Genomic DNA, 25,103 nt, shown 5'->3' on the forward strand with positions numbered 1-25,103 from the left:
AGGCGATCTGGGTTCAGCAGGTGCGGGTGCGTCCGAACAGCAGCCGGTCGGCTGCGAGCTCGGCATCGAGGTAGGCGTCGACCTGGGCGGCGTCGGCGGACTGCGGCAGCGGGTCCAGCCCGAGCAGGAGGATTGCCTCGCCGTTCCGGGTGACCAGTTCCGTCCAGGACCGGCGTGTCGGCAGCCGCAGCCGCCGGGAGGCGCCGGGGAAGTCCACCAGCACCTGGTCGCCGACGGTCTGCAGGCAGCGCTCCAGCTCCGGGTCGACCTCCGGGCGCCGACCAGGCCGCCGAGGCTGGCGGACAGCTGCCGCATCCGGACCTCGGCCGTCTCGGCGGTGCCCGAGCCGGTCAGGGTCGGGGCGTGGGTGATCAGGATGTGCGCGATCTCGCAGCCGTCCGGGCGAGTGCCTGGCCAGGTCCAGGCGGCGAGCGACACCAGCAGCCGCAGCTCAGGGCCGGGCGGAGTGAGCAGGGCGCTCATGCTGTCGTCCCTCCCGTGGCCTTGAAGTAGGACCAGACGATCTTCCCGAACGGGGTGCGGTCCTCGACTCCCCAGCCGTCGGCGAGCGCGTTCACCAGGATCAGCCCGCGTCCGGAGGTGTCCGTGTCGGCGGCCTGCCGGGCTTCGGGGTGCTGGCGGCGGCTGTCGTGCACTTCCAGGCGTACGGCTTCCTCGTCGGCGTCGAGCTTGACCAGGAAGCCGCGTCCGGGGGCGGTGCCGTGAACCAGGGCGTTGGTGGCGAGCTCGGAGACGCAGAGCCGGACGTCCTCGGCGCGGTCCGACAGGCCCCAGTCGGCCAGGGCCTCGGAGGTGAAGGACCGTGCCTGGCCGACCGACTCGGGCCGCGCGTCGAAGAACCGCTGGGTCGTCTTGGTCATCACAGTCCTCATGACTCGGCGTCCAGGAAGCGGGTGGTGCCGGGGTGGCGGCGACGGACGGGACCGCTGCGGGAGACGGAGCGGTGGGCGGTGCAGGGCTTGCGGACCAGCAGCAGCCGCGAACCGACCGCCTCGATCCGCCGCCCGCGTTCAGCGGCTATGGCCTTCGGTCCCAGGTGCGACATGGCCGGGGCGACGATGCCGTAGACGTCCGGCAGCGCGAGCACGTCCATCAGCCCGGCGAACGCCGCCGAGGCGGGCCCGGCAGACGCGTCGCGGTCGGTGAAGACGCCGGACAACTGCAGCTCGTGGCTGCGGCAGTACTCGGCCAGCGAGGCGACCAGCGCGTCCTGCCGCGCCTGGGAGACCCGCACCAGCCGCAGGAAGCCGTAAACGACCGGGCCGCTGACCGGGCGGTGCTCCGTGAGGGGTTCCATGCTCAGGACCGTCCAAAGAACTCGACAAGTGGGGACGTTCTGAGCGTGGCGTCCGGCCAACTCGCAGCCAAGCACCGGCCGTTCTACTTCCGTTCCACTTCCGTCCCGCCGACTGCACGGACCGTGCTTCGATGACCAGTGGAAGGGAGTGACTCGTGGCGACCGTGCACCACTGGACCGGCCTGGAGGCCAAGGCCCTGCGGCTCGCCCTGCGACTGAGCGTGCGGGCCTTCGCCCAGCAGCTCGGCCTGGCGGTCGCGACCGTGTCCAAGTGGGAGACCAAGCTCGCCGACACTGAACCCAGACCCGACACCCAGGCCATCCTCGACACCGCACTCGGCCGCGCGGACGCCGCCGTCCACCTGCGGTTCGAAACACTCCTGTCCGAGATGACCAGCACCGAACAGAGTGCTGGCCGGCGCCGCGTCACCGCCTCCGGCCCCCGGGCCTGGGAGTACGAGTCCTGGGCCGACGATCTGGACCGGGTCGTGGTCGCTCTGTCCCGGCAGAACTTCGCCTTCGCCGACAACCTCCTGGACCGGTGGCTCACCCGGTTCAAGGCGCCCGAGCTCGACGACAAGGGCCTGTATCTGTTCGCCCGCTCCACGGCCCTGCTCGGCGACCTCAAGCGCGACCAGGGCGTCGTCCTCGGCCCGCTGTCCGCCCAGCACTCCTATGCCGGTGCCCGTGCGGTCTTCACCCAGCTCGACATCCCCCGCCGCGTCGCCCAGCTCGACCTCTCCCTCGCGGTCGCCACCGAGATGTCCGGCAAGCTGGAGATCGCCGCCCGCAACTATGAGTCCCTTGCCGTCGACGACCGTCTCTCCCGCCGCGACCGGGCCCGCGCGAGGCTGTGGGTGGGGACCGCGCTGAGCAAGGACGGCCAGCACGACTATGCGACCCGCGTCATGACCGCGGCGACCCGCGACTTCGAAGACCTCACCGAACCCGATGACTGGTCGGTGGCCCACCAGAAACTCGCCCTCGCCCGCCGCGGCGCCGGGGACCTCACCCAGGCCCTGCATTTCATCGACATCGCCCGAAGCAGCGGGACGACCGACTCACCGATGCAACGCGTGCGACTGGACACCGCTCATGGCCACATCCTGCTCTCGGATGCGGCGACCCGGGATGATGGACACCTCGTCCTCGACCAGGCCGCCAAGGTGGCTGCGCAGTACGGACTTGTGCACCAACTGCGCAGTATCGAGGGCATCAAGGCCATGAGCGAGGGGCAGACCGGCCCCCGGCAACGGTGACCAGGGAGAAACGCGTGAGCAACGACCAGCAGCGCATCACCGAGGACCAGTGGCGCCAGGCCAAGCTGATCTGGAACCACCACCAGATGCAGCACGAGCTGCGGCCCGTCGACGTGGCGATCGGGCTGGGCAGCCACGACCTCGGCGTCGCAGCCCATGCCGCCGAGCTGTATCGCTCCGGGCTCTTCCCGACCCTGGTCTTCACCGGCGGCAACAGCCCCACCACCGCCAAGGTCTTCCCGCGCGGCGAGGCCGTCCACTTCCGCGAGCACGCCATCGACCTCGGCGTCCCCGCCGAGGCGATCCTGCTGGAACCGAACGCAGGCAACACCGGGCAGAACATCACCCTCTCGCGTGAGGTCCTCGCCGCCGCCGGCATCCACCCCAAGACGGTGCTGCTGGTCTCCAAGCCCTATATGGAAAGGCGGTCGTTCGCGACCGCCCGCAAGCTGTGGCCCGACGTCGAGATCCTCTGTGCGTCGGAGCCGCTGGAGTTCGACGACTATCTGAAGTCCATCGGCGACGAGAAGCTCGTCCTGGACATGCTCGTCGGCGACCTCCAGCGGGTCATCGAGTATCCGAAGCTCGGATTCGCCATCGAGCAGGAGGTCCCGCAGGACGTGCATGCCGCGTACGAATCCCTCATCCGCGAAGGCTTCACCAGCCGCCTCATCAACCCGTGACCTGCCCGCCCCCGGCGGGCTGTGCGCGATCCACCAGCCGAACTTCCTGCCCCGGCTGACCACACTGGCCAAGCTGTTTGCGGCGGACTACTGGATCGTCCTCGACGACGTCCAGTAGTGCGGCGCCCAGGTTCGATGGGTGATCATCGCCTGGGGTAGCGCGGTGTCCTCGCACACGCTTCCGTGCCCGTCCGAGGCGGGGCCGCCGGGCGCGTACGGGGCGCGGACTGCACGCGGTCCGCACGGGGGCCGGACATACCGGACCCGGGCGCGGACGCGGTACCGTCGTCGGACTGGGGTCATCCAACGCCGCCGCCCCGGAGGGGACTTCGTGGGGATCGAGAGCGACCAGGTCGTCTACGAGTATCTGAGCCGCGTCGGTGACGTGGCGCACCAACGGCAGCTGCCGTCCGCCACGCGGATGCGGCTGGTGTCCGAGCTGCGCAACGAGATCGACCGGCGCCGCGCCAGGGCGACCGTGGACAGCCCGGCCGCGGTCCGCAACATCATCGACGGGCTGGGCAGCCCCGACGACGTGGTGACGGCGGCCGGGGGCGCCGCCGCGGTCTTCGTGCCGCAGCCGCCGGTGACGGCGGTGCCCGCACAGCGGGGGCAGAACGACGATATGGGGGCCGCCGGACCCGCCGGGGCCGCACCGGCGACGGAGACCGCTGCGGACCGCCTCCGCCCCAAGGGGCTGCGCCGCTTCGTCCCCCGCCCCCGCGACACCGAACCGGCCCCGGCCCCCGCCCCGGCGCCCGCCGTTCCCTCGGACCGGCCCACCCCGCCGCATCTGGCGGGCCCCGAGGAGGCCGGGACGGCCAGCGCCGTGCCCGCCGACTGGTGGCGGGCGGAGAACACCCCGTTCTCGGTGGGCGACGGCGTCCCGGGCTTCGTCGGCGGAGTGGAGATCCCGGACCTCCTGAAGCGCCCGCCGGGCCCGCCGGGTACGCCGAAGGCGCCGGACGCGACGAAGGACCCCGCCGCCACCAAGGAGGCGAAGGAGCAGACCGACCCCGCCCAGTCCGCAGAGGCGGCGCCACCGGCCGACGGCACACCCCGCCGCCATCTCGGCCTCCCGCGCCTCCCGCTGCTCCCGCGCCGCCGCGCGGGCGGCTGGAGCAACCCGCTGCTCCTGATCGCGGCGGCCCTGCTGGTCGCGGGCGCCCTCCTCGGCAACCTGATCATGCTGGTGCTCGGCTGGCTCATCGCGTGGGGCTCGCGGCGGCTGACCCAGAACGAGACGAAGTGGGCGGTCATGTGGGTACCGGGGCTGGCCGCCGGCGCCGGGGTGGTGTGGCTGTGGGGCCGCAGCGCGGGCCGCTGGGGCGACCCCATCGCCCAGGGCCATATGAAGGACGCGATCGCCCAGACCTGGCCCTGGGCGCTGCGGGCGGCGGCGATCGGCTCGGCCCTGTTCCTGGTGTGGCGCTCGCAACGCCACAAGTGACCGTCGGCGGCCCGGTGGTCGCGGCACGCACTGGGACAATGGCCGATATGGCCTCCGTGACCCCTTCCGCCCCGTCCACGCAGCCCACCGTCGCCACCCAGCAGCCCACCGTCCCCGTCCAACAGCCAACCTTCCCCACGCAGCAGCCCGCCGTCCCCGCACAGTCGTCCCGCCCCACGACCCTCACCGTCGGTTTCGACCTCGACATGACCCTGATCGACTCCCGGCCAGGGATCCGTGCCTGTTACGTGGAGCTGGCCGAGCGCACCGGGACGTACGTCGACGCCGATCTGGTGGTCTCGCGGCTCGGGCCGCCGCTGGAGGACGAGCTGGTCAACTGGTTCCCCGAGGAGCGGGTGGCGGAGATCGCGGACCTGTACCGGGAGATCTACCCGATGCTCGCCGTGGCCGCGACACCCGCGATGGCCGGGGCGCACGAGGCGATCGCCGCCGTACGGGCGGCGGGAGGGCGGGCGATCGTCGTCACGGCGAAGTACGAGCCCAACGCCCGGCTGCACCTGGCGCACCTCGGCATCGACGCCGACGCCGTGATCGGCGACCTGTGGGCCGAGCGCAAGGCGGAGGCGCTGCGCGCGCACGGGGCGGACGTGTACGTCGGCGACCATGTGGGCGATGTGCGTGGCGCCCGTACGGCCGAGGCCCTGTCGGTGACCGTGGCGAGCGGGCCGTGCAGCGCCGCGGAGCTGCGCGCGGCGGGCGCGGACGTCGTCCTGCCGGACCTCACGGGCTTCCCGGAGTGGCTCGCGGCCTACCGCAACGGCGGAGCCACTGCAGCCACCGTCTGAACGGTGGAGCTGAACGCCTGCGCCACCGTCTGCACGGCGGAGCCACCGTATGCATGACAGGTCACCGGGACGCCGCGTCCCGCGCCTGACGCCGCTGTGCCGCGATCGACCGCAGCACTCCCGCGCCGGCGATGAGGAAGCCGACGGCCATCAGCATGCACAATCCGAACATGTATGCCGGAAATGGCGTCGTGCCGAGGAAGAGCGGGGTCACGGTGACGAGAGTGGCCACCGCACCCGCGAAGAACACGATGGCACCGGCACGGATCAGTCCGTCACCTGCCACGGCGGAATTCGTTTGGGTTTTGTCACGCACCGGACCAGGGTAGTTCCCTGCAGGAAGGAACAACCGGGCAACGTCTTGTCAGCGGCCCGGGGACCATTAGCCTTGGTACCGGCGGGTCGTGGTGGCCCGCCCGAGTGCTATCAAGAGCCGTTTTCCGAAGCAGTTTTCCGACGAGTACGAGGACGAGGACAGACGTGCCAACCGGCAAAGTCAAGTGGTTCAACGCTGAGAAGGGCTTCGGCTTTCTCTCCCGTGACGACGGCGGGGACGTCTTCGTCCATTCCTCGGTCCTCCCTTCCGGAGTCGACTCCTTGAAGCCGGGACAGCGCGTGGAGTTCGGAGTGGTGGCCGGGCAGCGCGGTGACCAGGCTCTTTCCGTCGTCCTCCTGGACCCGACGCCGTCGGTCGCGGCGGCCCAGCGCAAGAAGCCGGACGAACTCGCCTCCATCGTCCAGGATCTGACGACTCTCCTGGAGAGCGTCACCCAGACGCTGGAGGGCGGCCGCTACCCCGACAAGGCGTCGGGCAAGCAGATCGCCGGTCTGCTGCGGGCGGTCGCCGACCAGTTGGACATCTGACAGGCCGGGACCCGACACCTCACCGGGACTCGACGACTTGACTACTCGACGACTCACCAGGACCTGACACGTCAGGGGAACGCGAGTGCGTCCGGGCCGAGGGGCGGCAGGAGTCCTTCGGCCGCCGCACGCGTGAGCAGCCCCCGGACGGCGGCATACCCGTCCTCGCCGAGGTCCTCGGTGAACTCGTTGACGTACAGCCCGATGTGCTGGTCGGCCACGGCCGGGTTCATCTCCTGGGCGTGCTCCATGACGTACGGCCTGGACGCCTCGGGGTCCTTCCAGGCGGCCCGTACGGAGGCTCGCGCGCAGGCGGCCAGCAGCCGCAGGGTGTCCTCGCCCAGCGAGCGCCTGGCGATGATCGCGCCCAGCGGGATCGGCAGCCCGGTGCTGCGTTCCCAGTGCTCGCCCATGTCGGCGAGCTTGTGCAGCCCGTAGTTCTGGTACGTGAAGCGCGCCTCGTGGATGACGAGGCCCGCGTCCACCTTGCCGTCCCGGACCGAGGGCATGATCTCGTGGAACGGCATCACCACGATCTCGCCCACCCCGCCCGGCAGGATGTCGGCGGCCCAGAGCCGGAACAGCAGATACGCCGTGGACCGCTCGCTCGGCACGGCGACGGTACGGCCCGTCAGCTCGGTCCCGGCCTCCCGCGTGAGCACCAGCGGCCCGCAGCCCCGCCCCAGCGCGCCGCCGCACGGCAGCAGGGCGTACTCGTCGAGGACGTACGGCAGCACGGCGTACGACACCTTCAGCACATCGGACTTGCCGCGCTCGGCCATGCCGTTGGTGATGTCGATGTCGGCGAAGGTGACGTCGAGCGCGGGCGCGCCGGGGATCCGGCCGTGCGCCCAGGCGTCGAAGACGAAGGTGTCGTTGGGGCAGGGGGAGTAGGCGATCCGGAGCCGTTCGGCTGCCGCCGGGCCGCCGCCCCCGCTCATGCCCTTGCTCTCGCTGTTGCTGCCATTGCTGCCATTGCTGCCGTCGTGGCTAGTGCTGCTGCTCATGGTTGTTCCAACTCTCCACTACGGGTGTGAGCTTCCCGAAGGCGTCGGTGAGGGCGGCGAGGGCGTCGCCGATGCGCCAGGCGGCGCGGTCCCGGGGGCCCACGGGGTTGGAGACGGCGCGGATCTCCAGGACGGGCACCCCGTGCGCGGTGGCCGCCTCGGCGATCCCGAAGCCCTCCATGCCCTCGGCGAGGGCGCTCGGGTGGCGGCTGCGGAGGGCCGCTGCGCGGGTGGCGGTGCCGGTGACGGTGGAGACGGTCAGTACCGCTCCGGTATGGGCTCCCAGGGCGCGGGAAAGGTCTCGTACGAGTGAACTTGGCGGACGGTGGGTGACGGTCCCGAAGCCCAGTTCGGTGATCGGCACAAATCCCTCGGCGGTCTCGGCGCCCAGGTCGGCCGCGGTGATCTCGTCGGCGACGACGAGGGAGCCGACGGGCGCGTCGGGCAGGAAGCCGCCGCCGATCCCGGCGCAGACGACGAGGCCGTAGGGACCGTAGGAGCCGTAGGAGCCGTGGGGAGCGCCGCCGAGGGCCGCCGCGGTGAGCGCGCTCGCGGTGGTGGCGGCGGCGCGGGCGGGGCCGACGCCGGCGGCCAGGAGGTCGTAGAGGGCGCCGGAACCGGTCACCCGGTGCCGGACGGCGGCCGGGCCGGGCACCTCGCGCACCGCCCCGGGAAACGCCTGTGCCACCGCGTCCCGCTCGGCGGGTACCGCGGTGGCCACGAGGACGCGCACCGGTGTCGCGGACTGGTCGGCTGACGTGGTCAGGAGTCCTTCTTGAACTTGAAGGACCACAGACCCTTGGTGGACTTGTCGCCCTCCTTCACGGACACCAGCGTGGAGTTGCCGCTGGCGCCGTACTGGGCGTTGAAGAAGACGCTGCCCGGGATGGTGCGGTAGGTCTTGGTGCTGGAGTCGGTGAGGGCCTGGCCGTTCAGCAGGATGGTCCAGCCGCTGTCGGCGATCTTCGGGTCGACGCCGAAGCGCACGGTCGCGTCCGGGTCGACCTTGATGGACTCGATGTCCGTGGCCTTGAGGCAGTCCGTCAGGTCGGCGAGCTTGAGGGCGTTGCCGTCGTTGTAGCAGGTGGCCTCGCTGTGGACCGAGCTCGTGCCGACGGTGATCGTCGCGATCGGGGTCGGCTTGTCGCAGGCCGACAGGACGAGCAGTCCGGCGGATACGGCTCCGGCGGCGGCGACGGTACGGCGGCGTCGCACGACGCGTGATGCAGCAGCGGCTTCGCCGCGGGGCAGGCTGGTCATGGCGGAAGGCTATCGGGCACCTTCCGCCCGCTCCCTATGCGGGGTACGGCGTGCCCTTCCTTGTCACCTCTTGCCATGTCACGCGAAGGCCACGTCATGCGGAGGCCATGTCACGCGGAGGTCATGTCACGCGGAGGTCATGTCACGCGGAGGTCATGTCATGCGGGAGGTCATGTCACGCGGGAGCGGGGCGCACGGCCGCCGTGCCGGGCGGAGGACAGCAGCCCGTGCACGGTGGTGAGAAAGCCGGCGGCGACGATCGCTGCGGCGACCGACAGTCCGAGGGTGCCGTTGAGCGGCATGACGATGCCGACGGCGCCGCCGAACACCCAGGCCATCTGGAGCATGGTCTCGGAGCGGGCGAAGGCGGAGGTGCGGACCTGCTCGGGCACGTCCCGCTGGATCAGCGCGTCCAGGGACAGCTTGGCGAGCGCCTGCCCGAACCCGGTGACGGCGGCGAGGCAGGCCACCAGGAACGCCCCGAAGAACACGGCGGCGGTGATCGCGCCGCCCAGCACCAGCGCGACGGCGGTCACGATGATGATCTCGGGCGCGCGGTAGCGCAGCCAGGAGCCGACCGCTGTGCCGAGGGCGTTGCCGATGCCCGCGGCGGCGCCGACCGTCGCGAGGGACACGGCGGCGCTCTGCCCGGTCATGGGGTGCTCGCGCAGCAGGAAGGCGAGGAAGAAGATCAGGAAGCCGGAGAGACAGCGCAGGGAGGCGTTGGCGCCCAGGGCGTGGGTGACGGCGAGTCCGACCGTCCGCAGCCCGGGCCGTTTGACCGGCTGGCGGTGCGGGCCGTGCAGATGCTGTTCGTCGGCGGCGAGCAGGGCGATGTCCTCGCCCTTGGCGGAGTCGACCTTGGGCGGGAGGGAGAAGGACAACCACGTACCGACGACGAAGATGACGAAGGCGCCGTAGAGCGGCCAGGCGTCGCCGATGACGTGGAGTCCCGCCCCGACGGGCGCGGCGATGCCGGTGGCCAGCAGCCCGGCGAGGGTGACCCGGGAGTTGGCCCTCACCAGGGAGAAGCGGGGCGGCAGCAGACGGGGCACGACGGCGCTGCGGACGACGCCGTACGCCTTGGACGCCACCAGCGCGCCGAGCGCCGCCGGATACAGACGGATGCTGCCGCTGGCGGCGGCACCGGCGATGATCAGCGCGAGGAAGGCTCGGGCGAGCATGGATCCGGCCATCGCGGCGCGGCGGCCGTGCGGGAGACGGTCGAGGAGGGGGCCGATCACGGGGGCGAGGACCGTGAACGGGGCCATGGTGATGGCGAGGTAGAGCGCGACACGGCCGCGGGCCTCGTCGGTGGGGACGGAGAAGAAGACGGTGGAGGCGAGGGCGACGGTGATCATCATGTCGCCGGCGCCGTTGACCGCGTGCAGTTCGATCAGCTTGCCGAGCCCCGACTCGCCCGCCCCCTGCGCATGGGTGGCCCGCCGGATGCCGCGGACGGTTCCGGTCACGGGGAAGTGCAGGGCACGCCCGATGGCGCGGACGGCACCGCCGAACCGGCCCGAACCGCCGCCCTTGCTGTTCCCCCTGACCCCACCGACCCCGGTGGCGCCCTGGGGGTATCTCGCGGCTGCCACGACTGTCATATTGCCCCGCCCGGGCCGTCGATAGTGCGGCAACCGCGCGGATGGGGTCGTCGAATCTGCGCGGAGGGCGGGGAAGGACACCTGGACTCGAAGGAGTCCGGGGCGGGATGGGGGCCGGACCCGAGCGGGAACGGGGGCGGCCCGGAGCCGAAAGTGGGGACCGGAACCGGGACCGGATCGGAGCCGAAAAGGGGACCGGATCGGAGCCGGAGGGGGACGGGACCCGGCGGCGGGACCATCACGGTCCCGGACGGGACCGGACGGGACCGTAAGGAGACCGGACCGACACCGGACCGAGACCGAGGCGGCGCGCGGAAGCAACGGACCGCCCGCCGAGGGCGGGAAACAACCGCAGTAATCACCGCACCACCGTCACCGCACCACCCCTCCGCCCCCTCGATGCACGCTCAGTACCCGCCGATGTACACGTCGATATACACGTCGGTGTAGGCCAAGCGTCGCTGAACAGGTAGCGTGCGTATCTCAGCCATCCCGCAGAATGGATGGCAAGGTGCGCCCGAGTGTGAGCGGGCGCGGACGTCGACGCGGTCCCCGGGTCCGCTCCGTCCGCCCCGCCGCCCGAGGCAGCCGCACCCGAGTGACGGCGTAGGAGAGAAGCGATACCTGTGAGCGCAGCGAGCACGCGAAGCCGCACCCCCGACCGCCTGTGCGCCGAGGCGGTCGACCTCGCCCGCGCCGCAGCCGAGGAGGCGGCGGCGCCCGGTGTCGTCGGCGAGCACTCCGGGATGGCCTCCGAGGGCGACCGCGTGGTGACCCATCTCTTCGAATGCAAGGAAATGGGCTACCGGGGCTGGCGCTGGGCGGTGACGGTGGCGAGGGCGTCGCGCGCGAAGATCGTGACGCTGGACGAGGTCGTGCTGCTGCCCGGCCCCGACGCGCTTCTCGCCCCGGAGTGGGTGCCGTGGAGCGAGCGCCTGCGCCCCGGCGACATGGGCCCCGGCGATCTGCTGCCCACGGACGCGGAGGACCTGCGCCTGGAGCCGGGCTACTCGGGCGAGGACGAGCCGGGCGCCAACTCGCCGGTGTCGGAGGAGATGGCGGAACTGGCGGAGGCGGAGGACGCGGAGGTGTCGGCCGGCACCCCCGCACATCTGCCGGTGGTGCCCGCGCGAGGTTCGATCGCGGCGGTCGCGGAGGAACTCGGCATGCGCCGCGCGAGGGTCCTCTCCCGCTACGGCCTGCACATCGCGGCGGACCGCTGGGAGGAGGCCTACGGCGCGAAGACCCCGATGGCCCAGGCGGCCCCGGCGACCTGCGTCAGCTGCGGCTTCCTCACCCCCGTCGGAGGCTCCCTGGGCCAGGCGTTCGGTGTGTGCGCCAACGAGTTCTCCCCGGCGGACGGCCGAGTGGTCTCCCTGTCCTACGGCTGCGGCGGCCACTCGGAGGCGGCGATCATGCCGAAGCCCCCGCAGCCGCCCGCCCCGGTCATCGACGAGACGAGGGTCGACCCCTTCCCCCTCCGCCCGTCCTCGGACTCGGGCTCGGTCTCGACCACGGCGGACGAGGCTGCGGCGGAGCTGGGGCACTCGTAGGACTTGTAGCTCTTGCGGGCGGGTCGGCAGCCCCGGTCGATCGGCTGCCCCCTTCAGCCGCCGGCCCGTCCGTGTGTGTCGGACAAGTGCACGAGGCCCGCGGGGTCGGGTCGGCTCCGCGCCCGGATGATCTAGAGTTCCCGCGGCGGGCAGCGGCCCGTCGCACGGACATGCGACTCAGGGGTGGGCATTGATCACTTCGGGATTGATCACTTCAATATCGGCTGCTGCCCCGCAGCGACACAGACCCTCGGCCGCGCGGCGCGCGGCCGCCGCGGCGGTGGCCGGGGGCGTGGCTCTCGTGGGCGTGGGGATCATGGCGCCGACCGCGCACGCGGCCGACAGCGACATCTCGTTCGCGAACGTTGTGTTCAACCACGGCAAGCCCATCGTCGTCGGCATCAGCGCCGAGGTCGAGGCCCCGCTGACGTACACGGTGAAGAGCAACGTGACGCTCGACAGCTGGTGGGTCAGCGCGTACCGGGGCACCTACGGAACCAACGAGTACACGCTCGCGATCTCCACCACCCAGTGGAGCTGCAGCCGATCTTCCGCGGGCGGCTACACCTTCCGCGACTGCGACGAGACGATGACCATCGACCCCAACCATCTGCCGGTCGGCAAGAAGCTCGTCAACAGTGACGCCACTGTCTGGAAGAGCGCCGGCACGGGCATCAAGAAGGGCGGCGGTTACGACAGCGACCTGCTCTCCGCGACAGTCCGCCTCCAGCGTGCCGCGCGCATCCAGAACATGAACGCCACCCCGGAGCCCGTCGCCAAGGGCAAGCCGATCACCGTCACCGGTACTGTGCAGCGCGCCAACTGGAGTCTGCACCGCTACGACAATTACGGTGGCCAACTGGTGAAACTGCAGTTCAAGCCCGCCGGTTCCAGCACCTACACCACGGTCAAGTCGGTGACCGCCAGTAGTACCGGCCAGTTGAAGACCACGGTGACCGCCTCCCAGGACGGCACTTGGCGCTGGCACTACAGCGGCAACACCGCGACCGGTGCCACCAACTCCTCTGGTGACTACGTAGACGTGAACTGATTCTCCCGGGCCGCCCTCGACCTGTGCTGGCTGCGCCCCGTGGACGCGCCCGTCTTCCCAGGCCATGACGACATGCCGGTGCGTGGCCTGGGCTGACCGAGTGATGCAAACGGAGCGTGATGGAAGCGGTATCGTGTGTCACCGGCGCTTCAGCGTCCCGTTGAACTCTGAGCGGTACGCCCGGCCGAAGGGGCATGATCGGGATTCGCCTGAACCCCGCCCGATCAACGGCACCACGGTACGGAGTGCCGAGCCGCCCGCTGCGGTCATATGAGGAGGATTCCCATGTCATCGCCCTGTGACCCCGAGTACGCACCCGTCGGCGATGTAGGCGCAGCGCTCATGATGATCGACTCCCGGCTCAAGGCCATCTACGACAACAAGACCGCGACCGACGCCGAACAGCAGCAGATGGTCGACCAGTTCGCCGCGTCCTTGGGCCCCGGGGGAATCGAGGCGGTGCTGGACGGCACGTGCACGATCATTTACATGTTCATGAGGTGGCTGCGGCTGGCCTGCGAGGACGAAGACACGGACGTCATCGAGTACGTGGTGCCCACCTTTGTGGAGACGACGGCCATGATGCCGAAGACCTTCCGTCCCGAGGTCGTCCCCACCATGTGCGGCCTGATCATCGCCGCAGGCATGGGCCTGAGCCCCAATCTGTGGCGTGCACAGTACGGAGACTGGACCGAGGCCGAGATGAATCCCCTGGAGGCCACGGCCGTCCTGCTCGCGGAGAAGATGAACCGGATGTGCGACGACCACGACTTCGCCACCCGTATGATCGCCGAGGTTCTCTCCAGCACGGACCAAGCCTGACGTACAGCGTCCTCGCACGAGTGCAGGACCCCCGACCAACACGCCCCGACGGCGCACCTGTCGCACCCGAGCGGCCCAGGGTCATGCTGTCGCTCTTGAGCATGTCGCCCAGGGCGGACCCGATATGTCCTAGCTGTCGATGTCGAGCACCGTGCCGTACAGCCGGTCCACCTTCAGCCGGATGACCACCCGGCGCTCGGCAACCAACTCTTCCAGGAGCGCAGCTTCGTCTTCGGGCCTCCCGGCCTTCGGCATCATCGCGAGCAGTTCCCGCCCGACCGCGTCCCCAGGAACCGTCGTGCTCTCAGAGACCACGGCCTCGCCTTCGGCGACGGCAAACGACCACACGTCGCCGCCCGACACATGCAGTGCCGCACGTGGATTGCCTCGCAGGTGCTGGACTTTGACCCGGTTGGCCGTGGTGGAGAACCGCACCATGCGGGCCTCGGGGTCCCAGGTGTACGCCATGGTTGTCAGGTGGGGGTGGCCACTGCGCTTGATGGTGGCGAGCGTGCCGAACTGCTGCTGGCCAAGCACGCTGGAGAGGGCTTCGTCGGACAGGGAGCGAGGCGCTGGTCGTTGAGTCATGAAGTGGGCAACGTCCTTGGCCGTCCAGCAATTTCATTGACTTGACCTGCGACCGATCGGCCGGGTCCGAGGTCGCTCAGGAGAGAAGGGCCGTGTCGAGGTACTCCTGCACGGGCTCGAACAGTCCGTACGGCACGTACTCCGGGATCTCGCCGTGGGCGACCCCCGGCGAGTTCGGCCAACTCCGGCGGCGATGGACCGGCTGATGGCCGAGGTCCGGGAGCACCGGCTGGTGGAGATCCGGCAGGAGCAGTCTCTGACGCAGTGCGACGTGGCGAAGTCCATGGGGGTCTCCGCCTCACGGGTGTCCGCGATCGAGCACGGGGAGACCGGCCGGACGGAGGTCGCGACGCACCGGTCGTCGAGGAGCCCACGGGGCTCAGTCCGGCAAACCGGCGACGGAATGGTTGCTCATTGTTATTTTCATTGGACGCAGGATATCCTGCGTCCAATGAAAGAAGCCCCGCATCTGCTTCCGATACTCCGGTCCCGTACGCAGGGTGAGCTTCTGGCGCTCCTTCTTCTGCATCCGGAGCGCGAGTACGCCATCACCGAACTCGCCGCCGACCTCGGGGTGACGCCCACGGCTGTCCTGCGTGAGGTCGACCGGCTGATTGCCGGAGGCATCCTCGCCGATAGGCGGGTGGGGCGCAGCCGCCTCGTCACAGCCCGCACCGACACGCCGCTCTACCGGCCGCTGAGCGATCTCATAGCCGTCTCCTTCGGCCCCCTGCCCGTGCTGACCGAGGCGTTGGCGGGACTCGAAGGCGTGCAGCAGGCCTACATCTACGGCTCCTGGGCCGCCCGGTACAACGGCGAGCCGGGACCGCCACCCGCCGATGTCGACGTTCTCGTCGTGGGCGATCCCGATGCCGACGCGCTCTTCGACCTTGCCGAGGAGGTGTCCCGGCGGGTCCGGCGCGAGGTCAACGTCCATCGGGTCTCCGCCGAGGCATGGAAGGCCCGCACGGACGATCCGTTCCTCACCAGCGTCCGCGAACGGCCGCTGGTCCCATTGAGTCCCGACCCGGAGGCGGAGTGACAGGCTGGAACCCAGGGCGGTCGACCGTCGACTCGCTCATCGGCAGCGGTGAACTCGAGCGTGTGCCCGCCTCCCGGCAGGCAGCCGAAGGGGAACTGGCCAGAGCCCGGACGCACGTCGGCTCGGCACAGAAACTGCTGCGTGCGGACCCGGAAGGCGCGTACACCCTTGCCTACGACGCCGCTCGCCGAGCCCTGGCCGCAGTACTGCAGAACCAGGGACTGCGCGCCACCAGCCGCGGTGGCCACACCGTCGTCTACGAGGCCGTGCGAGCCCAGCTCGACCCGCCGCTCGGGCCCGTGCTCCGTCCCTTCAACCGCATGCGCGCCCGGCGCAACGAAGTCGAGTACCGCTCGTCCGAGGCGCCGACTGTGACGGCGGAGGAAGTCGCCGCAGACCTGATCAAGGTGGAAGCGCTCATCGAGCTTGCAGAGAAGGTGATCCCGAACATGCCCCGCTACTGAAGCCTCCGCCCGTTCCCCGGGCAACCGAACCGTGTGCCCCGGTCGGCTCCGCCCCCGCGGACACGAAGCGCGGTCGACGGCCAAGGGCGGTACCTTTCATCGTCCACGCCGACGATGGAGAGAAAACGTGAGCAAGTTCGTGCGTCCCGCCCCCGAAGGCGCGGACCCCTTCGGCACCGCCCGGCTGCGGCGCGGGGTGCTGGACGCCTGGGCGGCGAGCCCTGCCCGGTTCCGGGAGGACGCGAACGCCGAGGAGGATCTGGTCCTCGGCGGCTACCGCGACCGTCTCGTCGTCGAGCTTGCCCAGAACGCCGCCGACGCCGCCGCCCGCGCCCACGTGCCGGGACGGCTCCGGCTCACCCTCCGTGACGGCGTCCTCGTCGCCGCCAACACCGGTGCCCCCCTCGACGAGGCCGGGGTCGAGTCGCTGGCCACCCTGCGGGCCTCCGCGAAGCGGGAGGATCACGAGGGTGCCGTCGGGCGGTTCGGTGTCGGGTTCGCCGCCGTGCTCGCCGTCACCGACGAACCCGCCGTCGTCGGGCGGCACGGCGGGGTGCGCTGGTCGCTCGCCGAGGCCCGGGAGCTGGCCGCAGACGCCGCCCGGCACAGTCCCGACCTCGGCGACGAGATCCGCCGCCGCGACGGACACGTACCCCTCCTCCGCCTCCCCTTCGCCGCCGAGGGCACCGCGCCCGCCCCCTACGACACCGCCGTCATCCTCCCCCTGCGGGATGCGGCCGCCGCCGATCTCGCCGAGCGGCTGCTCCACGGGGTCGACGACGCGCTGCTGCTCGCCCTGCCCGGGCTGCTGGAAGTCGTCGTCGAGGTGAACGGGGACTCGCCGCGCACCCTCAGCCGCCGCGTCGAGGGTGACTTCACCGTCGTCGTCGATTCCCGGGAGGGGGCCACCCGCTGGCGTACCGCCGCCGCGCACGGCGGGCTCGCCTCCGAGCTGCTCGCCGACCGGCCCGTCGAGGAGCGGCTGCGGCCCCACTGGTCCGTCACCTGGGCCGTGCCCGTCGGCGCCGACGGCGCCCCCGCCCGGCCCCGTACCAGCCCGGTCCTGCACGCCCCCACCCCCAGCGACGAACCCCTCGGCGTGCCCGCCCTGCTCATCGCGTCGTTCCCGCTCGACACCACCCGGCGCCACGCCGCGCCCGGCCCGCTCACCGACTTCCTCGTGCAGCGTGCCGCCGACGCCTACGCCGGACTGCTCGCCGGCTGGCGCCCGGTGACCGAGGGGATCATCGACCTCGTCCCCGGCCCGCTCGGCAGGGGCGCGCTGGACGGCGCCCTGCGGCAGGCCGTGCTGGAGAGACTCCCGCGGACGGCCTTCCTTCCGCCCGCCGCCGCGCGGCCGAAGGACGACGCTGAGTACGAGCTGCCCGAGGCGCTGCAGCCCCGTGACGCCGAGGTCGCCGAAGGCGCGGGCAGCGACACCGTGCGCGTGCTCGCCGAGGTGCTGCCCACCCTGCTGCCCGCCGGACTGGAACGACGCGCCGAACTGCGCGCGCTCGGCGTCGGCCGCGTCCCGCTCGCCGACGCCGTCGACCGGCTCGCCGGACTGGAGAAGGAGCCCGGCTGGTGGTGGCGGCTCTACGACAGCCTCGCCGGCGTCGACCCCGACCGGCTCTCCGGGCTGCCCGTGCCGCTCGCCGACGGCCGCACCACCATCGGGCCCCGCCAGGTACTGCTGCCCACGCCGGACGCGGCCCGTATCGACCCGGTCATGCTGGCCCGGCTCGGCCTCAAGGTCGCCCACCCCGACGCCGCGCACCCCCTGCTGGAGAAGCTCGGCGCGCTGCCCGCGACCCCGCGCGCCGTGCTGACCACGCCCCAGGTGCGCACCGCCGTCGCCGCCTCCCTCGACGACGAGGGGGGCCTGGCGTGGGAGGAGGACACCCCGGACGCCGAGGAACTGGCGGACACCGTCCTCGCCCTGGTGCGCGACGCCGGGCTCGAACCCGGTGACGAGCCGTGGCTCGGCGCCCTCGCGCTGCCGGATGAGGACGGGGAACTGGCCCCCGCCGGTGAACTCGTCCTCCCCGGCAGCCCGTTCGCCGCGATCATCGGGGAAGGCGAACTGGCCGAGGTCGACACCGAGGTGGCCGAGCGGTGGGGCGAACAGCCGCTCGCCGCCTGCGGGGTGCTCGCCGGGTTCGCCCTGGTCCGCGCCACCGACGTGGTCCTCGACCCCGACGAACTGGAGCCCCGCCAGGGCGACTTCGCCGAACCCGACGACGCCGGGCTGCTCGACGCCGTGGACGTGTGGTGCGAGGACATCCTCGACCGATTCCCGGACAGCCCCGTACCGCCCGTCGCCACCGAACTCGTCGCCGTCCGCGACCTCGACCTCGTCGACGACGACCACTGGCCGCAGGCCCTCGCCCTGCTGGCGCAGCCCCCGCTGCGCGACGCGATCGTCGAACCCGTGCGGATCCTGCTGCCCGACGGCACCCACGAGACCGTACGGCCGTACACCGCCTGGTGGTTGCGCGGCCACCCGGTGCTCGACGGCCGCCGCCCGGCCGGGCTGCTGGCTGCCGGTGGCGACCCGCTGCTGCGCGGACTGTACGACGAGGCCCACGCCACCGGCTTCGCGGACGAACAGGTGCTGCGCGCCCTCGGCGTCCGCACGTCGGTCGCCGCCCTGCTCGACGAACCCGGCGGCGCCGCCGAACTCCTCGACCGGCTCGGCGACCCCGACCGCGCGGTCACCGCCGCCCAACTGCACGGCCTCTACGGGGCACTTGCCGAACTCGACCCGGAACAGGTCACGTTGCCCGACGAACTGCGCGCCGTCGTGGACGGGCGGGTCGAGGTCGTGGACGCCGCCGACGCGGTCGTCGTCGACTCGCCCGACCTGCTCCCCTTCACCTCCGGTGTCCCGCTGCTGCCGGTACGGCCGTCCCGCGCGGCCGAGTTGGCCGAACTGTTCCAGGTGCGGCGGCTGAGCGAGTCCGTCACCGGCGAGGTGCACTCCGAGGGCGCCGAGCACGACGTGCCGGAGTCGGTACGGGTGCTGCTGGGCGCCCGCACCCCGGCGTCGTACGTCGAGCACGAGGAACTCGTCGTGGACGGAGTGGAGATCGACTGGCGGCTCACCGACGACGGTGTGCTCCACGCGTCGACGCTGGAGGGCGTGGCCGCCGGACTGGCCTGGGCGGCCGCGCAGTGGCCCCGGCGCTTCGAGGTCGCCGCCCTGCTGGAGGACCCGTCACGGACGGCTGAACTGGCCAGGGACCGCTGGTTCGACTGAGCGGGAGGGCACTCGGGACAGGCCCTGAGCCAAGGGACCGTTTCCCTGATGGTGGAACGGCCCCGGAGGTTCACCGGGGTCCCTCCAAATCTTCCTCATAAATTGTCCATCGTCCGTACAACCGTTCCTTTCCCTCATGGATCTGATCACGTGAGCCAACAGGCTCAATGATCATCCGGGCCCGGCAGCCCTCCCGAGCCGTACGCAAAGACGGGCCGCCGGAGCCCCACTTCATGCAGGGAAACGCATGCGCATACGTGCCACCGTGGCCGCCGTCACCGGCGCCCTGGCCCTCTCCGCCCTCGCCGTGCCCGCCGCGCAGGCGGCCGGTACCTCCTCGCCCAGCCGCGACGACATCGCCAAGGTCGCGGAGACCCTGCGCCACGCCTCGGGCAAAACGGCGTACACCGGCGAGGTCGGCGACCCCTACGCCCTGAACCTCTCCTTCTCCAATGTGAAGATCAACAGCGGCAAGCCGATCGTCGTCGGCACCACCAACCAGGTGACCGTCCCCGTGACCTACACCGTCACCCACGCCGCGGGCATGGACCTCAACGCCTCCGACATCGAGCTGGACGTCGAGATCTACCGCGGCTCGTACGACGTCCCCGACAACCTGCTGATGGGCGACGACTGGCCGACCTGCACCGTCGTCACGTCCACCACGGACACCTGCAAGGGCACCATCGACGTCTACCCGGGCTTCGAGCTGACCAACGCCGACGCCACCACCTGGAAGGCCGACGGCTACGCCTTCGACTTCAACGGCCAGGACCCCGAGAGCCCCGACACCATCGACTGGAGCCAGGTCGGCTACGTCGGCTACGACAACCTGGGCACCACCAAGCTCCAGCGCTACTCCAAGCTCACCGTGAACGCCGGTCCGGAGCCGGTGGCCAAGGGCAAGACCCTGACCGCCACCGGCAAGCTCAGCCGGGCCAACTGGGACGACGGCCTCTACCACGGCTACACCAACCAGCCGGTCAAGCTCCAGTTCCGCAAGGCGGGCACCAGCACGTACACCACCATCAAGACGGTGTACTCGGACTCGACCGGCAACCTGAAGACCACCACCACCGCCAACTACGACGGCTACTGGCGCTTCAGCTTCGCGGGCACCTCGACCACCCCGGCGGTCAACGCCGCGGGCGACTACGTCGACGTGCAGTAACGTTTACTCGGTGCGAATGACGGCACTGCTGACATGACACCGCCGGCCCGGAAGCGCACGCTGCTTCCGGGCCGGCGGTGTCATGTGCGGTCGGCGGAGCCACTGTCCGCGCCTGACTCGTGCCTACGCGAACCGCCGGTCCACCCATCTCCACAGGACCTCCAGCACCACCATCGACACCCCGGCGATGAGCACCGCCAGCCAGGGCATCGTCATGCCGACCAGCTTCAGGGCGAAGAACTGCTGGAGCGCCGGGACGATCAGGACCACGACGAACGCGCCGCCCATCGCGGCCACCAGGGCGAGGCGCCACCAGGTGTAGGGGCGGGCGATGATGGCCAGCACCCACATGGAGATCAGGAACAGGGTCAGTGTCGCGGCGCTGGTCTCGGCCTCCAACGCCTCCGGTCCTGTGTAGTAGTGACGGGCCAGCAGGTATGTGATGAAGGTTCCTACCCCGGCCACCACGCCGCCCGGGATCGAGTAGCGCATCACCCTGCGCACGAAGTGCGGTTGTGCGCGTTCGGTGTTGGGGGCCAGGGCCAGGAAGAACGCCGGGACGCCGATGGTGATCGTCGAGAGCAGCGTCAAGTGCCGTGGCAGGAACGGGTATTCGACCTGCCAGAACACCACCAGCAGCGCCAGCAGCACCGAGTAGACCGTCTTGACCAGGAACAGCGTCGCCACCCGCGTGATGTTGCCGATGACCCGTCGGCCCTCCGCCACCACCGACGGCAGTGTCGCGAAGCTGTTGTTCAGCAGCACGATCTGCGCCACCGCCCGGGTCGCCTCCGAGCCCGAGCCCATCGACACCCCGATGTCGGCGTCCTTCAGCGCCAGGACGTCGTTCACACCGTCCCCGGTCATCGCGACCGTGTGCCCGCGTGACTGGAGCGCGCCCACCATGTCCCGCTTCTGCTGCGGGGTGACCCGCCCGAACACCGTGCCGTCGTCCAGCGCCTGCGCCATCTCGTGCGGCTCGGCGGGCAGCCGGCGCGCGTCGACCGTCCTACCGCTCAGCCCCAGCTTGGCGGCCACCGCGCCCACGGACACCGCGTTGTCGCCGGAGATCACCTTCGCGCGGACGTTCTGCGCCGCGAAGTAGCGCAGCGTGTCGCCCGCGTCGGGCCGCAGCCGCTGCTCCAGCACGACCAGCGCGGTCGGCCGGATCTCCCGGGCGACCTCCGGGTCGTCCAGAGCGCGCGAGGCACGGGCGAGCAGCAGGACCCGCAGGCCCTGCTCGTTCAGCCGCTCCATCTCCGCCAGCGCCGGGTCCCCGGCCGCCAGCAGCACGTCCGGCGCGCCGAGCAGCCAGGTACTGGTCCGGCCCCCGTCGTCCCGGCCCACGCCCTCGCTGCCAGGGCCCACCCCGTCACCGTCGTCACCGTCACCGTCCTCGCCCTCGCTGAACGCCGCCCCGCTGTACTTGCGCGCGGAGGAGAACGGCAGCGCCTCCAGGCGCCGCCACCCCCCGTCGTCCGGAGCCGGGAACGCCTCGACGATCGCCCGCAGCGACGGGTTCGGCCGGGGGTCCGCGCCGCCGAGGGCGCCCAGCACCCGCCGTACGTACGTCTCGTCCGAGCCGTTCAGCGCCCGCACCTCAGCGACGTCCATGCCGCCCTCGGTGAGCGTGCCCGTCTTGTCCAGGCAGACCGTGTCCACCCTGGCCAGGCCCTCGATGGCCGGCAGCTCCTGCACCAGGCACTGCTGGCGGCCCAGCCGGATCACCCCGATCGCGAAGGCGATCGAGGTGAGCAGCACCAGCCCCTCCGGCACCATCGGCACGATGCCGCCGACCGTGCGGGCGATCGCGTCCTTCAGATTGTGGTTCTTCACTACCAGCTGGGTGATGATCAGACCGATCGCGGCCGGAATCATCATCCACGTCACGTACTTGAGGATCGTCGAGATACCGGACCGCAGCTCCGACTGGACCAGCGTGAAGCGTGATGCCTCCTCCGCCAGCTGCGCCGCGTACGCCTCACGCCCCACCTTCGTGGCCGCGAACGCGCCCCCGCCCGCCACCACGAAACTCCCGGACATGACCCGGTCCCCGGGCCGCTTGACCACCGGATCCGCCTCACCGGTGAGCAGCGACTCGTCGATCTCCAGACCGTCCGCCTCGACGCACTCCCCGTCGACGACCACCTTGTCCCCGGGCCCCACCTCGATCAGATCCCCGAGCACGATCGCCGACGTGCTCACTTCGACCGCGGCCCCGTCCCGGCGCACCGTCGGCCGCGCCTCCCCGATCACCGCGAGCGAGTCCAGGGTCTTCTTGGCCCGCCACTCCTGCACGATGCCGATGCCCGTGTTGGCGATGATCACGTAGCCGAACAGACTGTCCTGGAACGGCGCGACGAACAGCATGACCAGCCACAGCCCGCCGATGATCGCGTTGAACCGGGTGAAGACGTTCGCCCGGACGATCTCGCCCATCGACCGGCTGCTGCGCACCGGCACGTCGTTGACCTGCCCGTGCGCCACCCGCTCGGCAACCTCGGCGGACGTCAGCCCGGTCGCCGGGGTGGTGACGGCCGGCCGCCCGGGGGCGCCGGGATGCGCGCGGCGCCGGGGATCGAGCCCGGCACCCGCGTCGGTGTGCGACATGTATCCGACGTTACGTGCGGATCGGGTGCTTCACCTGGTGTGGCCCGGAAGATCCGACCAGAGGACGAGACATGGGGCGGCCCCGTGATGCCCTGGTTGTAGCCCTGCGGTCTTAGCCCCGCAGCGGCAATCCCGCTGCCGCAACCCCGCTGCTGCAATCCCGCACCCGCAGCCGCAGCCGCAGCCCCGCAGCCGCAACCCCGCATGTGCAGCGGCCCGCGCTCACTCGGCTGCGGCCGCCGCCTCCGAATCGTCGTCGTTGTCCGCGGCCCGCCGGGCGGCCTCCCGCTTGATCGCGGCGTCGCGCCGCCGGACGTAGTAGACGCCGATCAGGCCGAGCCCGCCCCCGGCGAGACAGGTCCACAGCCACCAGGTGTGCCCATGGTCGGCGTACCAGCCGTAGAACGGCAGCTGGACGAGGAAGAGGACGAACCACACGATGGTGCCGCCGGTGATGGTGGCGACCACGGGGCCCTCCAAGGGCTCCGGCGCCTCGTGTCTGGGGGTCCACTTCGCCATGGGGGACAGCTTACGAGGCATGGGGGTCGGCGATCGTTCCTCACCCGTCTCGGACCGCCTCCGACCGCCTCGGACTGCCTCCGACTCGTTTGGACTGCCTCGGGCCCCTCTCGGGATCGTCCCAGAACGGCTCTCGCCCGCTCCCCGTTGGGTCTACGCGCGGAGATAGCGTTCCTCTCATCATAGGTTCATACTGAAACCGTTTGTCTCTGGCCGCTAATGTTCGTATGAACCACCAAAGGAAACGCCAAACGGAGCTCGGGGGAGCCCGTCGGTGATGAGGTCCCGCATGTCCACCTCGGCCCCAGCCAAGGTCCCCGCCCCCGAGCAGCCGGGCGGCGCGCCCGCGTACGGCGCGCTCGACCGTTACTTCAAGATCTCCGAGCGCGGCAGCTCGCTGCCGAGGGAGATCCGTGGCGGCTTCGCCACATTCTTCGCGATGGCGTACATCATTGTGCTGAACCCGATCATTCTCGGCAGCGCGAAGGACATGTACGGGAACCATCTGGACAACGGCCAGCTGGTGACGGCCACCGCGCTGACGGCGGCGTTCACCACCCTGCTCATGGGCGTCATCGGCAACGTGCCGATCGCGCTGGCCGCCGGCCTCGGCGTGAACTCGGTCGTCGCGCTCCAGCTCGCCCCGCGGATGTCCTGGCCGGACGCGATGGGCATGGTCGTGCTCGCCGGTTTCATCGTGATGCTGCTGGTCGCCACCGGTCTGCGTGAGCGCGTGATGAACGCCGTGCCCTACAGCCTGCGCAAGGCGATCTCCATCGGTATCGGTCTGTTCATCATGCTGATCGGGCTCGTGGACTCCGGCTTCGTCTCCCGTATCCCGGACGTCGCCCAGACCACCGTCCCCGTCCAGCTCGGCACCAATGGGCACCTCCACGGCTGGCCGGTGCTGGTCTTCATCCTGGGCGCGTTGCTGACGCTGGCGCTGATCGTGCGCAAGGTTCCCGGCGCGATCCTGATCTCGATCGTCACGATGACGGTCGTCGCGATGATCATCGACGCCGTCACCAAGGTGCCGAGCTGGGGCCTGACCACCCCGAAGTGGCCCGGCAACCCGTTCCAGAGCCCCGACTTCGGCCTGGTCGGCAAGGTCAGCCTGTTCGGCGGCTTCGGCAAGGTCGGTGTGCTGACCGGTGTGCTGTTCGTCTTCACCGTGCTGCTGTCGTGCTTCTTCGACGCGATGGGCACGATCATGGGCATCTCCGACGAGGCCAAGCTCACCGACGCCCAGGGCAACATGCCCGGCATCAACAAGGTGCTGTTCATCGACGGCATCGCGGTCGCCGCGGGCGGCGCCAGCTCCTCCTCGGCCACGACCTGCTTCGTAGAGTCCACGGCGGGCGTCGGCGAGGGCGCGCGCACCGGCTTCGCCAACGTGGTCACCGGCGCGCTGTTCGCCGTAGCGCTGTTCCTGACCCCGATCGCCACGATGGTGCCGTCGCAGGCGGCCACCCCGGCGCTGCTGGCGGTGGGCTTCCTGATCCTGGCGGGCTCGGTCAAGGAGATCGACTGGGCCGACTACACGATCGCGATGCCGGCGTTCATCACCATGGTGATGATGCCGTTCACCTACTCGATCACCAACGGCATCGGCATGGGCTTCATAACCTTCGCGCTGCTGCGGCTGGCCGCCGGGCGCGGCAAGGAGGTCCCGGTGGCGATGTACGTGGTCGCAGCGGTGTTCGGCTTCTACTACCTGATGCCGGCCCTGGGCCTGACCTGATCGAGCCCCTCGAAGCTCGAAGGCGGCTG

At 70.9% G+C, this 25,103-nt stretch carries 24 protein-coding genes and 3 pseudogenes; 15 read left to right on the forward strand and 12 right to left on the reverse strand.

Annotated features, from left to right (window positions below; translation table 11 throughout):
- Positions 1–13 precede the first annotated feature (13 nt).
- The 3 genes from ACSYGN_RS22230 to ACSYGN_RS22240 form a co-directional block, all read right to left on the reverse strand.
- A complete protein-coding gene (locus ACSYGN_RS22230; RefSeq protein ID WP_460398265.1) occupies positions 14–217 on the reverse strand; it encodes a hypothetical protein in 204 nt (67 codons plus the stop codon).
- 262 nt (positions 218–479) lie between these two features.
- The gene (locus tag ACSYGN_RS22235) at positions 480–881 is read right to left on the reverse strand and encodes an ATP-binding protein (protein WP_460398267.1); all 402 of its coding nucleotides are present in this window, start codon (positions 879–881) and stop codon (positions 480–482) included.
- An 8-nt stretch (positions 882–889) separates the two neighbouring features.
- Positions 890–1,318 (reverse strand): hypothetical protein, encoded by a 429-nt coding sequence (locus tag ACSYGN_RS22240; protein WP_460398269.1) that lies wholly within the window; start codon positions 1,316–1,318, stop codon positions 890–892.
- A gap of 155 nt (positions 1,319–1,473) precedes the next feature.
- Here ACSYGN_RS22240 and ACSYGN_RS22245 point away from each other — a divergent pair, with 155 nt between their 5' ends.
- From ACSYGN_RS22245 to ACSYGN_RS22265, 5 genes and pseudogenes are all read left to right on the forward strand, one after another.
- The gene (locus tag ACSYGN_RS22245) at positions 1,474–2,577 is read left to right on the forward strand and encodes a helix-turn-helix domain-containing protein (RefSeq protein WP_460398271.1); all 1,104 of its coding nucleotides are present in this window, start codon (positions 1,474–1,476) and stop codon (positions 2,575–2,577) included.
- Positions 2,578–2,591: 14 nt separating this feature from the next.
- Positions 2,592–3,260: a YdcF family protein gene (locus ACSYGN_RS22250; RefSeq protein ID WP_460398273.1), complete on the forward strand. Its 669-nt coding sequence runs from the start codon at positions 2,592–2,594 to the stop codon at positions 3,258–3,260.
- Positions 3,202–3,375, forward strand: a pseudogene (locus ACSYGN_RS22255) (WbqC family protein); the annotation flags it as partial. The gene ACSYGN_RS22250 and the pseudogene ACSYGN_RS22255, both read left to right, overlap by 59 nt.
- A 216-nt stretch (positions 3,376–3,591) precedes the next feature.
- A complete protein-coding gene (locus ACSYGN_RS22260) occupies positions 3,592–4,710 on the forward strand; it encodes a hypothetical protein (protein ID WP_460398275.1) in 1,119 nt (372 codons plus the stop codon).
- Positions 4,711–4,757: 47 nt separating this feature from the next.
- Complete coding sequence (locus ACSYGN_RS22265) at positions 4,758–5,516, forward strand: HAD family hydrolase (protein WP_460398277.1); 759 nt, start codon at positions 4,758–4,760, stop codon at positions 5,514–5,516.
- Between the two features lie 61 nt (positions 5,517–5,577).
- Here the strand turns inward: ACSYGN_RS22265 and ACSYGN_RS22270 are convergent, their stop codons facing one another.
- The gene (locus tag ACSYGN_RS22270) at positions 5,578–5,832 is read right to left on the reverse strand and encodes a hypothetical protein (RefSeq protein ID WP_460398279.1); all 255 of its coding nucleotides are present in this window, start codon (positions 5,830–5,832) and stop codon (positions 5,578–5,580) included.
- A gap of 164 nt (positions 5,833–5,996) precedes the next feature.
- Here ACSYGN_RS22270 and ACSYGN_RS22275 point away from each other — a divergent pair, with 164 nt between their 5' ends.
- Entirely contained in the window at positions 5,997–6,380 is a 384-nt protein-coding gene (locus ACSYGN_RS22275) for a cold-shock protein (protein ID WP_460398281.1), read from the forward strand.
- A gap of 71 nt (positions 6,381–6,451) precedes the next feature.
- Here the strand turns inward: ACSYGN_RS22275 and ACSYGN_RS22280 are convergent, their stop codons facing one another.
- The 4 genes from ACSYGN_RS22280 to ACSYGN_RS22295 form a co-directional block, all read right to left on the reverse strand.
- Positions 6,452–7,321, reverse strand: a complete 870-nt coding sequence (locus ACSYGN_RS22280; RefSeq protein WP_460403650.1) for a 1,4-dihydroxy-6-naphthoate synthase — start codon at positions 7,319–7,321, stop codon at positions 6,452–6,454.
- A gap of 49 nt (positions 7,322–7,370) precedes the next feature.
- Positions 7,371–8,180 carry a futalosine hydrolase gene (locus tag ACSYGN_RS22285; protein ID WP_460398283.1) on the reverse strand — a complete coding sequence of 270 codons (810 nt, stop codon included), beginning with the start codon at positions 8,178–8,180 and terminating at the stop codon, positions 7,371–7,373.
- Positions 8,150–8,647, reverse strand: a complete 498-nt coding sequence (locus tag ACSYGN_RS22290) for a DUF2771 domain-containing protein (protein ID WP_460398285.1) — start codon at positions 8,645–8,647, stop codon at positions 8,150–8,152. Before ACSYGN_RS22290 ends, ACSYGN_RS22285 begins: the two co-directional genes overlap by 31 nt.
- 170 nt (positions 8,648–8,817) lie before the next feature.
- Entirely contained in the window at positions 8,818–10,245 is a 1,428-nt protein-coding gene (locus tag ACSYGN_RS22295; RefSeq protein WP_460398287.1) for an MFS transporter, read from the reverse strand.
- A 635-nt stretch (positions 10,246–10,880) separates the two neighbouring features.
- Between ACSYGN_RS22295 and ACSYGN_RS22300 the strand changes: the two genes are divergently transcribed.
- The 3 genes from ACSYGN_RS22300 (at position 10,881) to ACSYGN_RS22310 (ending at position 13,680) form a co-directional block, all read left to right on the forward strand.
- A complete protein-coding gene (locus ACSYGN_RS22300; RefSeq protein ID WP_460398289.1) occupies positions 10,881–11,807 on the forward strand; it encodes a DUF3027 domain-containing protein in 927 nt (308 codons plus the stop codon).
- Positions 11,808–12,099: 292 nt separating this feature from the next.
- Positions 12,100–12,858: a hypothetical protein gene (locus ACSYGN_RS22305; RefSeq protein WP_460398291.1), complete on the forward strand. Its 759-nt coding sequence runs from the start codon at positions 12,100–12,102 to the stop codon at positions 12,856–12,858.
- 285 nt (positions 12,859–13,143) lie between these two features.
- The gene (locus ACSYGN_RS22310) at positions 13,144–13,680 is read left to right on the forward strand and encodes a hypothetical protein (RefSeq protein ID WP_460398294.1); all 537 of its coding nucleotides are present in this window, start codon (positions 13,144–13,146) and stop codon (positions 13,678–13,680) included.
- A gap of 129 nt (positions 13,681–13,809) precedes the next feature.
- Here the strand turns inward: ACSYGN_RS22310 and ACSYGN_RS22315 are convergent, their stop codons facing one another.
- Together ACSYGN_RS22315 and ACSYGN_RS22320 are read right to left on the reverse strand one after the other, a co-directional pair.
- On the reverse strand, positions 13,810–14,268 hold the full coding sequence (locus ACSYGN_RS22315; RefSeq protein WP_460398296.1) for a pyridoxamine 5'-phosphate oxidase family protein: 459 nt from the start codon (positions 14,266–14,268) through the stop codon (positions 13,810–13,812).
- Between the two features lie 76 nt (positions 14,269–14,344).
- Positions 14,345–14,453 (reverse strand): annotated as a pseudogene (locus tag ACSYGN_RS22320) (NUDIX hydrolase); the annotation flags it as partial.
- Between the two features lie 20 nt (positions 14,454–14,473).
- Here ACSYGN_RS22320 and ACSYGN_RS22325 point away from each other — a divergent pair.
- The 5 genes and pseudogenes from ACSYGN_RS22325 to ACSYGN_RS22345 all read left to right on the forward strand — a co-directional run.
- Positions 14,474–14,587: pseudogene (locus ACSYGN_RS22325) on the forward strand (sigma factor-like helix-turn-helix DNA-binding protein); the annotation flags it as partial.
- 132 nt (positions 14,588–14,719) lie between these two features.
- Complete coding sequence (locus ACSYGN_RS22330) at positions 14,720–15,310, forward strand: ArsR family transcriptional regulator (RefSeq protein ID WP_460403652.1); 591 nt, start codon at positions 14,720–14,722, stop codon at positions 15,308–15,310.
- Entirely contained in the window at positions 15,307–15,774 is a 468-nt protein-coding gene (locus ACSYGN_RS22335; protein ID WP_460398298.1) for a hypothetical protein, read from the forward strand. Before ACSYGN_RS22330 ends, ACSYGN_RS22335 begins: the two co-directional genes overlap by 4 nt.
- A gap of 127 nt (positions 15,775–15,901) precedes the next feature.
- Positions 15,902–19,033 (forward strand): sacsin N-terminal ATP-binding-like domain-containing protein, encoded by a 3,132-nt coding sequence (locus tag ACSYGN_RS22340; RefSeq protein ID WP_460398300.1) that lies wholly within the window; start codon positions 15,902–15,904, stop codon positions 19,031–19,033.
- Between the two features lie 247 nt (positions 19,034–19,280).
- Positions 19,281–20,204: a hypothetical protein gene (locus ACSYGN_RS22345; RefSeq protein ID WP_460398302.1), complete on the forward strand. Its 924-nt coding sequence runs from the start codon at positions 19,281–19,283 to the stop codon at positions 20,202–20,204.
- 123 nt (positions 20,205–20,327) lie between these two features.
- Here ACSYGN_RS22345 and ACSYGN_RS22350 read toward each other — a convergent pair whose 3' ends face one another.
- Together ACSYGN_RS22350 and ACSYGN_RS22355 are read right to left on the reverse strand one after the other, a co-directional pair.
- Positions 20,328–22,814, reverse strand: a complete 2,487-nt coding sequence (locus ACSYGN_RS22350; RefSeq protein ID WP_460398304.1) for a cation-translocating P-type ATPase — start codon at positions 22,812–22,814, stop codon at positions 20,328–20,330.
- A gap of 222 nt (positions 22,815–23,036) precedes the next feature.
- Complete coding sequence (locus ACSYGN_RS22355; protein WP_460398306.1) at positions 23,037–23,333, reverse strand: DUF2530 domain-containing protein; 297 nt, start codon at positions 23,331–23,333, stop codon at positions 23,037–23,039.
- 289 nt (positions 23,334–23,622) lie between these two features.
- On the opposite strand from ACSYGN_RS22355, the gene ACSYGN_RS22360 reads away from it, so the two are divergent.
- Positions 23,623–25,074, forward strand: coding sequence for an NCS2 family permease (locus tag ACSYGN_RS22360; RefSeq protein ID WP_460398308.1), 1,452 nt, complete (start codon positions 23,623–23,625; stop codon positions 25,072–25,074).
- The last annotated feature ends 29 nt before the right edge of the window (positions 25,075–25,103 follow it).

Source organism: Streptomyces sp. YIM S03343 (assembly GCF_054729195.1).

Bases quoted from the DNA above. Each gene is read 5' to 3' on its own strand.
- ACSYGN_RS22290 (WP_460398285.1), bottom strand. From the start codon at position 8,647: ATGACCAGCCTGCCCCGCGGCGAAGCCGCTGCTGCATCACGCGTCGTG.
- ACSYGN_RS22235 (WP_460398267.1), bottom strand. From the start codon at position 881: ATGACCAAGACGACCCAGCGGTTCTTCGACGCGCGGCCCGAGTCGGTC.
- ACSYGN_RS22345 (WP_460398302.1), top strand. From the start codon at position 19,281: ATGCGCATACGTGCCACCGTGGCCGCCGTCACCGGCGCCCTGGCCCTC.
- ACSYGN_RS22265 (WP_460398277.1), top strand. From the start codon at position 4,758: ATGGCCTCCGTGACCCCTTCCGCCCCGTCCACGCAGCCCACCGTCGCC.
- ACSYGN_RS22350 (WP_460398304.1), bottom strand. From the start codon at position 22,814: ATGTCGCACACCGACGCGGGTGCCGGGCTCGATCCCCGGCGCCGCGCG.
- ACSYGN_RS22330 (WP_460403652.1), top strand. From the start codon at position 14,720: ATGAAAGAAGCCCCGCATCTGCTTCCGATACTCCGGTCCCGTACGCAG.
- ACSYGN_RS22355 (WP_460398306.1), bottom strand. From the start codon at position 23,333: ATGGCGAAGTGGACCCCCAGACACGAGGCGCCGGAGCCCTTGGAGGGC.
- ACSYGN_RS22240 (WP_460398269.1), bottom strand. From the start codon at position 1,318: ATGGAACCCCTCACGGAGCACCGCCCGGTCAGCGGCCCGGTCGTTTAC.
- ACSYGN_RS22280 (WP_460403650.1), bottom strand. From the start codon at position 7,321: ATGAGCGGGGGCGGCGGCCCGGCGGCAGCCGAACGGCTCCGGATCGCC.
- ACSYGN_RS22360 (WP_460398308.1), top strand. From the start codon at position 23,623: ATGTCCACCTCGGCCCCAGCCAAGGTCCCCGCCCCCGAGCAGCCGGGC.
- ACSYGN_RS22315 (WP_460398296.1), bottom strand. From the start codon at position 14,268: ATGACTCAACGACCAGCGCCTCGCTCCCTGTCCGACGAAGCCCTCTCC.
- ACSYGN_RS22310 (WP_460398294.1), top strand. From the start codon at position 13,144: ATGTCATCGCCCTGTGACCCCGAGTACGCACCCGTCGGCGATGTAGGC.